Raw genomic sequence first — 10,282 nt, forward strand, 5'->3', positions numbered from 1 at the left:
ACGCCCTCCCGACGCAACGACAAAACCGTAAAGCCCCGCGTTCAGCATAACCCGGCAGGAATCCACTTAAATCCAGCGGGGCGCTGTCCAAACAACCGGGGCCAGCTCTGCACGCCGTTGGCCTTATTCCTTGGTATGTGGCTGGCCGGTGGTGGTGTGGTCTTCCACCTTCCCTTCGCTCTTGAGCTTTGCGGCTCTGTCCTCGTTCCTCTTTGCTGACTCTTCCTTATCGCCTGGAGTAGCGCATTGCGAACCGGCCTTGAGATCGCCCCTCACTTGGGCCTCGTCGGCTGAGTTCTGCTGAGATTTATCCTGCTGGAGCTTGTCCTCGCATTGCTCGGCCGACACGGTGGCGGCGACGCAAGAAAAGGTCATTGCGAAAGCGATTGCGATCGATCGATGCACGGCGGGGTTCCTTGATATTGGCTATTTACGCCGCAGGCGAACGAGCCCGGCGCGGGGTTCATTGAACTTAGTATCCTTCGCAAGGTTCCGGACGCTGTCGGTTGTCCCCACCATCCCAGTCGCGGGCATGGCGCTCATCCTCGGCATCGACCGGTTCATGAGCGAGGCCCGCGCGCTGGTTAACGTGATCGGCAATGGCGTGGCGACGATCGTGATCTCGCGGACCGAGGGCGAACTCGATCTGGCCCGACTGAACGCAGTCCTCGAAGGCCGAGCGGCAGGCGCCGACGAGGAGGCAGTTCCGGCGGATCTGGTCGATGGCACCCCGCTGCCCTCTCGCAATCAGGCTTAGTCCCGTCCGCCTGCCAAGGCGGCATACCACGCCCCGGTTCTGGCACGCGCATTGAAATCGGCGCGCGCAAACGTCGACGTCGCGCTGTAGTCGACGGAGCGGCTGCAACTGGAATATGGCAATGCCCTCTGGCTGCGATGAACTCCGGTAGAGCAATCGCCTAAATGACGATCACCTGGCCGCATGGCTCGGACGAATAGATCAGCTCCATCTGCGCCGCCCGGTTGGTGAGGACGGCTCGTTGATCGATGTAAGCCTTGTCGGTGATCTCGCCGGCCGCCAGCGAGGGCGGTTCGTCAAGGAGCGTGAAGGCGCAGATACGTTCGCTGCTTCCGACACTGGTATTGTAAGTTCGGAGGCATTGTTGGAGAAAAGCGATCACGCCGGGGTCGCAATTCAGGTTTCCATCGGCGTTGGCGGCGTGCTGCCTGGCCATGACCGGATTCAACCAAGTCAGCACAGCGCAGGATTGACGATTTTCGCCGGCAATGACGACGTCCTGCAAGACACCGTGGGTGGCCGCCAGTGCCGCGGCCCGAAGATTGCCGACCGCCACCCATGTCCCGTTGGCGAGTTTGAAGTTTTCGGAAACCCGGCCGGTGAAGCGCAGACCACGGCTCGGGTTGGCAGGATCGATGAACGAGATGGTGTCGCCGACCCGGTAGAACCCCTCTTCATCGAAGGCCGCCGACGTCAAATCCGGCCGGCCGAGATAGCCTGGCGTCACGTTAGGGTCGCGCACGCGGGCTTCAAAAGTATCGCCGGCGGGGATGAGCTTCAATTCCACCCCGGGCGCCGGAAGTCCCAACTCATCCGGCGTGTCGGTCGCCCAATGCGTGGTGGCGATGGTGGGCGCCGTTTCGGTGGTGCCGTACCCTGCCATCACAGGAATAAACCTACCCGTCGATGCCTTCGCCAACTGATAGAGCTTGTCCAGCGTGGTCCGCGATATCGCTGCACCTGCATAACTCACCCGGTCGAGCTGCTGGAAAAAATTCGCTCGCAGATCCTGGTCGGCTTCCAGCGCCTCGCACAACAGCGTGTATCCCGCCGGCACGTTGAACATGGCCGTCGGCGATACGTCCTTCAAATTGGCGATCGTCTTGTGAAACAATTGCGGGACCGGGCGCCCATCATCGATGTAGAGCGTGCCGCCATGCTTCAGAATGCCGTGCAGGATGACTTTGCTTCCCATCGTGTGATGCCACGGCAGCCATTCGACCTGCACCGGCGCTTCACGCGGCGATACCAGCAACGCACCCATCTGCAGCGAACTTGCCATCATCTTGTGGGTGTTGATTACGCCCTTCGGAAGTCCGGTCGAGCCGAACGTGAACAGGATTTTTGCGGCTGCTTCAATGTCGATCGAACGAAAGGCCCGCTCGAACTCCGGGCCGGGGGACTTCAAGTATAGCGAGTGAACCGACACGGATCCGGCCTTCTGATCAGCTATAATCCAGGTCGCGGACGCAAGCTCCGGAATCTTGCGTGCGGCCGAGAAAGTCTCACTGTTCTGCACAAAAACGAATGAGGGCCGAAGCAGCGCTGCGATATCCTGCAAGCGAGCCAGGCCGCCCGGCATCAGCGAGTAGTTCGGAGTTATCGGCGCTACGACGACCCCAACCGACATCGCCGCGAAGGTGACGATTGCCTGCTCGATTGAATTGCCGGATAAACTCGCAAGCCTGTCGCCACGTTTGGCTCCGAGATCGATCATGGCCTGTCCTACCGACTGCACCCTTTGCCATAGTTCGGCATAGGAAATCCCTGCCATTCGCCGTCGCGGCCGCGCTGGGCCAGAAATGTGCGCTGCGGCGCCTTCTCCGCCCACTCCGGAATGAAATCCAGGATCGACCATTTGGGAGTCTCGAACTCGATCGGAGACCGCAGCACGAGCGTGCCGTCGGGGCGCTTCTCGCTTTCGCGCTGACCTTGTCTTGCGTCGCCGCCACCGTGTCGGCCGAGCAATGCGAGGACAAGCTCCAGCAGGATAAATCTCAGCAGAACTCAGCTGACGAGGCTCAAGTGAGGGGCGATCTCAAGGCCGGTTCGCAATGCGCCACTCCAGGCGATAAGGAAGAGTCAGCAAAGAAGAACGAGGACAGAGCCGCAAAGCTCAAGAGCGAAGGGAAGGTGGAAGACCACACCACGGCCGATCAGGCAATAGAAGCCACCAGCGACTTGACCGCCGCCGCCGCGAAGTCGCACAGCCACAGCTACCCGGAGGTCGCCGAAGCCCTCGAAGGCGTTAGGGCCAATGCCGTGATAGACGGCGAACTCGTCGCCATCGGAAAGGACGGCATTCCGCCGGCCTACGAATCCGTGTGATTTGCCCGCTGCTAACGGTCATATACAGACGACGGTCTAGATGCCCGAGGAAGGAAGCAGTACCGCTACCACCCGAAATGGCGCGAGCTGCAAGACCAGGACAAGTATGCGCGTGTGATGCAATTCGCGGCCGCGCTGCGATCTCCGCGCCCGCGTGGCATCCGACTTAAAGTTAGACGGCCTGCCGCGCGAGAAGGTGCTGGCGACGATCGTGAGCTTGCTCGAGGAGACCCTGATCCGCGTCGGCAATACCGAGTACGCTGAACAGAACAAGTCCGACGGACTAACGCGACGCAAGCACGTGACGATCGGACGCGGCGTTCTGCGGTTCGACTTCACGGTTAAGTCGGGCAAGCAATGGAAACTGCAGGTCGATGACAAGCCCATCACCGCCGCCGTGAAGCGCTGCGCCGAAATCCATGGGCACAAACTTTTCAAATACCTGGACGACGATCCCGCGTCGCGCACGGTCGATTCCGGCGACGTCAACCAGTACATCCGAGACATTACTCAACAGGACTTCACCGCAAAGGATTTCCGGACTTGGGCCGGCACTGTGCAGGCAGCGCTCTCGCTGGCAGAATTCAAGGAGTACGATAGCCAGGCAGAAGCGAAGCGCAATGTCGTGGCCGCAATCGAGAAGGTGGCGAAGCAATTCGGCAACACGCCTGCCATCTGCCGCAAGAGCTACGTACATCCAGAGGTCTTGACTGCCTACATGTCCGGCGAATTCGTCGATATGATCGAAGCGAAAATAGCTCAAACATTCAAGAAGCAATACGCGCAACTGGCGCCCGACGAAATCATGGTCCTGGCCTTTCTACATAAGCGCCTGGCGGCGTTGAAGGCGGCAGAGGCTAAATGAAATGTCTCGCGACCGGCTACCACGAGCTCGGCGACGCTCACCAATCGAACCCATAACGACGTCCGCGGATTCAGGATGTTAGAGAACGGCTGCGAGATAATTCGCTGTCCGGCTCCGCAATTTCTTCGCGACCTGCGACGGCGTGCCTGAAGCCACTATCCGACCCCCTTCGTCGCCGGCACCGGGCCCGATGTCGATGATCCAGTCGCTGGCGGCAGCCACCGTCATGTCGTGCTCGACCACAACGACCGTGTTGCCCGCCGCGACGAGGCCGTGCAGTTGTCTCATCAGCTTGGTGACGTCCGAGGGATGCAGTCCGGTCGTCGGTTCATCCAATACGTAGAGTGTCTGACCACGCTGCGCCCGTTGCAGCTCGGTGGCGAGCTTGACCCGCTGCGCCTCACCTCCTGACCGGTCGCTGACTGACCGAGCCGGATATACCCGAGCCCGACGTCGCGAAGCACGCCCAGACAACGACGTAGAAAATCTTCACTGCTGAAGAACTCGAACGCTTCGTCCACAGTCAACGCCAGCACGTCAGCGATTGATTTGTTCCCGATCTTGACCTCCAACGTTTTGGCGTTGTACCGCGCGCCTTTGCAGGTCGGACAGGGAGCATAAACGCTCGGCAGGAAGAGAAGCTCGACACAGACGAAGCCTTCCCCTTGGCACGTCTCGCAACGGCCTTTCGCTACATTGAAGGAGAACCTTCCCGCGTCATAGCGCCTTGCACGCGCCTGTTTGGTTGAAGCGAATATCTTGCGAACATGATCCAGCAGCCCGGTGTAAGTCGCGAGGTTCGATCTCGGCGTGCGGCCGATCGGCTTCTGGTCCACTACTACCAATCGCTTGATGTCATCGAGGCCTTCCGCAATCTTGCCACCTAAGGTTTCGACCGAAGCCTCTAGCTTGTCGTCCTCGTCGCCCGCCTCTTTGCGATGGCCCAGTTCGTCGCCCACGGCATCGACAAGAAACTGACTAATGAGGCTCGACTTGCCGGATCCCGAAATCCCCGTGACGCTCGTAAACACGCCGAGCGGAATTTCCGTGTCTAGCCGATTGAGATTGTTGCGCGTGACACCGCGAAGCTTGAGCCATCCGCGGGGGTCTCGTGGAGCCCTTGCCACCCTCTCGTGCTGGCCACAGAGGTAAGGTCGCGTCCGAGACGCTTCCACGTCTTTCAGTCCTGCCAGGGGACCGCTGTACATAATACGCCCTCCCTGCGCGCCTGCGTCGGGGCCGACGTCGACGATCCAATCGGCGTGCCGCACTACGGCGAGCTCGTGTTCGACGACGAAGAGCGAGTTGCCGGCCGACTTCAGGCGGTCGAGGGCGCGCAACAAGGCTTCTGTGTCCGCCGGATGCAGTCCCGCCGAGGGCTCATCCAGGACATAGACCACTCCGAACAGATTTGAGCGGACCTGCGTCGCCAATCGAAGCCGCTGTAGCTCGCCTGGCGACAGCGTCGGCGTGCTGCGTTCGGGCGTCAAATAGCCAAGACCGAGATCAAGTAGCACTTCAAGGCGTGCCGACATGTCCTCCGTTATCCGTTGCACCACGAGAGCCTTCTCAGGATGGCCGACGAATTGATTCCTTTTCTTGTCGAGATGCCCGCCGATCAACAAGCGGAGCTGGTTCAACGGCAGTCGCGAAACCTCGGCAATGTCCATTCCGGCGAAGGTGACAGACAGCGGTTCGGGTTTAAGCCGCTTCCCCTTGCAGACTGGGCAATTTGAGCTCGACAGAAATTGCGCCACCCGGCGTTTCATCATAGCGCTCTGCGTCGTGGCGAACGTCTGCAGCACGTATTTGCGCGCGCCGGTAAAAGTACCTTGATAGCTCGGCTCCTCCTTCCGCTTCAGTGCCCGCCTCGTCTCGGCAGGCGTATAACCCGCGTAGACCGGCACCGTCGGCTGCTCGTCAGTGAACAGGATCCAGTCCCGATCTTTCTTGGGCAATTCGCGCCACGGCTTGTCTACGTCGTAGCCGAGGGTGACGAGAATATCGCGCAGATTTTGGCCTTGCCAGGCGCTTGGCCACGCGGCTACGGCCCGCTCTCGGATGGTCAGCGTATCGTCGGGAACGAGCTGGCGTTCGTCGACAGCATGGACTCGGCCAATGCCATGGCAATTGAGACAAGCGCCCTCGGGCGTGTTGGGCGAGAACGACTCCGCATACAGCAACGGTTGATGCTGCGGATAGTCGCCGGCGCGCGAGTACAGCATCCGCAGCAGATTGGACAGGGTCGTCACGCTGCCGACTGATGACCTTGTCGTCGGCGAGCCTCGCTGTTGCTGCAAAGCGACTGCGGGGGGAAGCCCCTCGATCGAATCCACTTCGGGCACTGCCATTTGGTGGAAAAGGCGGCGGGCGTACGGTGAGACCGATTCCAAGTAACGCCGCTGGGCCTCTGCGTACAAGGTCCCGAAGGCGAGCGACGACTTCCCGGATCCGGACACGCCCGTGAACACTACGAGCGCATTTCGGGGTATCTCGAGCGAAACGTCCTTCAGATTGTGCTCGCGGGCTCCGCGGACGCGGACGAAACCGTCGTCTGTATGGATATTCCGCTCGCCCTTATCGCCGATCAGCGACTTGTCCATGTACGGTTCCTCGCCACTCGCGGAACGCTATGGCCGTCTCGAAGAGGAAAGTCTCCGGGAAATGACCGGTTCCGTAACGGTCACTGGCCGTCCCGTCAGCGCCCAAAGCCCAAGCTCCTGTGATTTAACATCTAGGAACCGGCTCTCGCGCCCGTCGTTCAATTCCCGAGAAATGTTGAGGATTCTCTATGAATGACCGCGCGCGACAGATCTTCAAACCGGAATTCCGTTTCGGCCTCGGTGGCGTTTCCCTCGGCAACGAGTTCAACAAGCATACCGATAAGGAAGCCGAGGCACCCCTCGAAGGCGCATGGGCGATGGGCGTTCGATATTTCGATGTGGCGCCTTGGTATGGGTTCGGACTCTCCGAGCGTCGCTTCGGTCATTTTCTGCACAACCAGAAGCGCGAAGATTATCTGCTCTCGTCGAAGGTCGGGAAGCTTTTCAAGGCGTCAAAGAACAACAAACATGCGGATTTCTATCCGCTGTCAGATTCGCCTAATGATATCATTTTCGACATACGGCGGACGGTGTGCGCCGCTCGATCGAAGACAGCCTGCAGCGCCTCGGCGTCGACAGCCTGGACGTAGCGTTCGTACACGACATCTCACCGGATTTCGCCTTCTTTCCGAACGGCTGGGAAGAACAGTACGAAATCGCCCGTAACGGCGCGTTTCCGGCTCTCTCGAAAATGCGTGATGAGGGTGTCATCCGCGCTTGGGGCATCGGCGTGAATACCCCGCTTCCCATCCTCAAAGTCATGGAAGATGCGGATCCTGACGTCTGTCTGTGCGCCCGCCAATATTCGTTGATCGATCACGCAAGTGCGGTGAACGAACTTTTCCCGGTCGTGCGCAAAAAGAACGTCTCGCTTGTCGTCGGCTCCTCTCTGAACGCCGGCTTCATCTCAGGAAGCCCGCGCTACAACTACGGAAAGGAGAATTTCAAAATCCCCGCTGCTGTCATCGAGAAGCAGGAGAAGCTCAGGACGGTCGCCTCTCGTTACGGCGTAGACCTCCGAACTGCCGCACTTCAGTTTTCGGCGGCGGCCGACGTTGCGGTCGCTCTGGTCGTGGGGGCACGGAGCGCTCAACAGATCCAGGAGGATTGGAATTCGCTCCAGGCCAAGATCCCTTCGGATTTCTGGCGTGATCTCAAGCAACAAGGCCTGATCGAGAAAAGCGCCTCGCTCCCTGCTATTTCGGAGGCTTGAGCATGAAGGTCGGCGATTTTGTAGTCGAACGGCTCCACGCTTGGGGCGTGCGTCGGATCTACGGCTATCCGGGCGACGGCATCAATGGTGTGATCGGCGCGCTACAGCGCGCCGACACCATTGAATTTATCCAGGTGCCGCACGAGGAAATGGCCGCCTTCATGGCGATCGCGCACGCCAAGTTCACCGGTGAATTAGGGGTGTGCTTGTCGACCGGCGGTCCGGGAGCAACTCATCTCATCACGGGGTTGTACGATGGTAAACTGGACCATGCTCCCGTTCTTGCTATCTGCGGGCAAGCTGAGGCAACCGTTCGACATGCCAGTTACCAGCAGGAACTTAACTTAGACCGGATGTTTGCGGACGTCGCTGGCTTCGTCCAGGAAGCTTCATCCCCAGGTGCGGCACCTCCTTGAGCGCAGCATCAGGGTCGCGAAAGCCGACAACACACCTGCTGTCGTTATCTTGCCGAAAGATAATCAGGACGAGGAGTACGAAGAGCCCGCAGTGGCGCACGGGTTTACGCGGTCTGGCGTGGGCTATTCCAAGCCCAAGATCATTCCAGAGGATGCGGACCTATGCAGAGCAGCCGAGGTCCTGAATGCCGGCAAGAAGGTAGCCGTTCTGGTCGGCGCTGGTGCTCGTGGAGCTGCCCCCCAACTGATCGAAATAGCGACTTTGCTCGGTGCCGGCGTTGCCAAAGCACTGCTAGGCAAAGATGTGCTGCCAGACGACCTGCCGTTCGTTACCGGCGCGATAGGCCTGCTCGGGACCGAGCCAAGCTGGGATCTCATGCAAGGCTGCGATACGCTCCTGATGGTCGGCACGGGTTTTCCCTGGTCGGAGTTCTTACCCAAAGACGGGGCCGTACGCGTCGTCCAGATCGACATCAAAGCCTCGATGCTGTCGCTGCGGTATCCGGTCGACGTCAGCCTCCACGGCGATGCCGCCGCAACGCTTAAGGCGCTCCTGCCCCTAATCCAGCGCAAGGAGAACCGGGAATGGGCGAAGGCGATCGAGACCAACATAACTGGGTGGTGGAAGAAGCTGGAAGGTCGGGCTAAGGCAGAAGCCAATCCCGTCAATCCGCAGCACGTCGTTTGGGAAATGTCACCCTTGCTACCTGCTAACGCCATCGTGACCAGTGACAGCGGATCCTGCGCGAACTGGTATGCCCGCGATTTCCGGGTGCAGCAGGGCCAGGCTGCATCGCTTTCGGGAGGCTTGGCGTCGATGGGCGCAGCAGTCCCCTATGCCATCGGGGCCAAGTTCGCCCATCCGGACCGGCCGGTCATCGCAATTGTGGGCGATGGCGCAATGCAAATGAACAACATGGCCGAACTCATCACGGTCCAGAAGTACTGCAAGCGTTGGGCGGATCCGCGATGGATCGTATGTGTATTCAACAATCAGGACCTCAACGAAGTCACTTGGGAGCAGCGGGTCATGGAGGGAAACCCAAGATTCGAGACTTCGCAGGACATCCCCGACTTTGCCTATGCCAAATTTGGCGAAATGCTCGGGCTCATGGGGATCTTCGTTGATTCCCCGGGCCGCCTGGCATCCGCATGGCAGGAGGCGCTTTCGAGCGAACGCCCTGTCGTCCTGGAAGTGAAGACAGATCCTGAGGTGGCTCCGCTGCCGCCGCACGTCACGTTCAAGGAGGCCCGCTCCTTTATGTCTGCGATGGCTAAAGGAGACAGAGGCGCTGGCCGTGTCATCGGCGACACCGCAAGACAAGTTGTTGACGGCCTATTCGGCAAGAGAGATTGAATTTGGGGCCCGCGGCGCTTCAACGCGTTGCGGACTACCTTACTTAACTCCAACTTCGAAGGCGATGCGGTGTTCCGAATCAAAAGACACGGTGCACGCCTGAACACAGCTAGGGGCGGATCACGCGTTGCGCTTTGGGATACCGCGCCTGCCGCATCAGCCTCAGCAAATGTACTATAACCCCGCGCTGCGCTTCGTACGAGGTTCGCTATTACTTCTGACAGGGGCGCGTTGGCGCACGTCGCCCTAGGTCCGAGTTGGACCACGTCCGGGCTCTCCTTCTAATAGGTTCAAGTACGCGCCCCGGAGCTCGCTCCCGCTTTCTTGTAGATGCATTTTTAGATCCTCCATGCAAGTCCTGCGGACCGGGAAAACTTGGAACTTCTCAGTTCAGCGTATGTTGGGCCTTGCCACTACAGGAGGACGATATGAAAAAGACATTTCTTTTGCTGCTGACGGCTGCTTCGCTTCTGGCGGGTCCGTCGTTCGCACAAAATCCGCCGGCGACCGATCGGCCCAACAACAATGCGGTCAACAGTTCAGGCCAGAACAATTCCAGCAAGCCGGTTGAAGGCGCCAACAGCTTCACCGAGGGCCAGGCCAAGTCGAAGATCGAGGACGCGGGCTACAGTAACGTCACATCCCTGAAGAAGGACGACAACGGCGTTTGGCGCGGAAAGGCCAGCAAAGGCGGTGCCTCGACCAATGTCAGTCTGGATTTCCAGGGCAACGTGAACGCGGCC

General features: G+C 59.7%; 7 protein-coding genes and 4 pseudogenes. 7 read left to right on the top strand and 4 right to left on the bottom strand.

Annotated elements, in window-relative coordinates; all coding sequences use genetic code 11:
• Positions 1 to 123 precede the first annotated feature (123 nt).
• Positions 124 to 405: a hypothetical protein gene (locus QJT78_RS44840; RefSeq protein ID WP_162136559.1), complete on the bottom strand. Its 282-nt coding sequence runs from the start codon at positions 403 to 405 to the stop codon at positions 124 to 126.
• 91 nt (positions 406 to 496) lie between these two features.
• Here QJT78_RS44840 and QJT78_RS44845 point away from each other — a divergent pair.
• Positions 497 to 757, top strand: a pseudogene (locus QJT78_RS44845) (cation:dicarboxylase symporter family transporter); the annotation flags it as partial.
• A 160-nt stretch (positions 758 to 917) separates the two neighbouring features.
• On the opposite strand, the gene QJT78_RS44850 reads toward QJT78_RS44845, so the two are convergent.
• The gene (locus tag QJT78_RS44850) at positions 918 to 2,474 is read right to left on the bottom strand and encodes an AMP-binding protein (RefSeq protein ID WP_240537812.1); all 1,557 of its coding nucleotides are present in this window, start codon (positions 2,472 to 2,474) and stop codon (positions 918 to 920) included.
• Between the two features lie 8 nt (positions 2,475 to 2,482).
• A complete protein-coding gene (locus QJT78_RS44855; RefSeq protein ID WP_240537813.1) occupies positions 2,483 to 2,725 on the bottom strand; it encodes a hypothetical protein in 243 nt (80 codons plus the stop codon).
• Between the two features lie 240 nt (positions 2,726 to 2,965).
• Here QJT78_RS44855 and QJT78_RS44860 point away from each other — a divergent pair.
• Both QJT78_RS44860 and QJT78_RS44865 read left to right on the top strand, forming a co-directional pair.
• Positions 2,966 to 3,061: pseudogene (locus QJT78_RS44860) on the top strand (DNA ligase); the annotation flags it as partial.
• Positions 3,062 to 3,239: 178 nt separating this feature from the next.
• Positions 3,240 to 3,950, top strand: coding sequence for a hypothetical protein (locus QJT78_RS44865; RefSeq protein ID WP_244433266.1), 711 nt, complete (start codon positions 3,240 to 3,242; stop codon positions 3,948 to 3,950).
• Positions 3,951 to 4,028: 78 nt separating this feature from the next.
• Here QJT78_RS44865 and QJT78_RS44870 read toward each other — a convergent pair.
• Positions 4,029 to 6,553, bottom strand: a pseudogene (locus tag QJT78_RS44870) (excinuclease ABC subunit UvrA).
• A gap of 188 nt (positions 6,554 to 6,741) precedes the next feature.
• On the opposite strand from QJT78_RS44870, the gene QJT78_RS44875 reads away from it, so the two are divergent.
• From QJT78_RS44875 to QJT78_RS44890, 4 genes and pseudogenes are all read left to right on the top strand, one after another.
• The gene (locus QJT78_RS44875; protein ID WP_049808022.1) at positions 6,742 to 7,143 is read left to right on the top strand and encodes an aldo/keto reductase; all 402 of its coding nucleotides are present in this window, start codon (positions 6,742 to 6,744) and stop codon (positions 7,141 to 7,143) included.
• Complete coding sequence (locus QJT78_RS44880) at positions 7,086 to 7,766, top strand: aldo/keto reductase (protein ID WP_049808023.1); 681 nt, start codon at positions 7,086 to 7,088, stop codon at positions 7,764 to 7,766. The genes QJT78_RS44875 and QJT78_RS44880 overlap by 58 nt, the downstream gene beginning before the upstream one ends.
• Positions 7,763 to 9,539, top strand: a pseudogene (locus QJT78_RS44885) (thiamine pyrophosphate-requiring protein). The gene QJT78_RS44880 and the pseudogene QJT78_RS44885 overlap by 4 nt, the downstream one beginning before the upstream one ends.
• A 428-nt stretch (positions 9,540 to 9,967) precedes the next feature.
• The coding region (locus QJT78_RS44890; RefSeq protein ID WP_281460643.1) for a hypothetical protein at positions 9,968 to 10,282 on the top strand (315 nt) is incomplete at its 3' end.

It is taken from the genome of Bradyrhizobium sp. Mp27 (genome assembly GCF_029953005.1).
Taxonomy (GTDB): Bacteria; Pseudomonadota; Alphaproteobacteria; order Rhizobiales; family Xanthobacteraceae; genus Bradyrhizobium; species Bradyrhizobium barranii.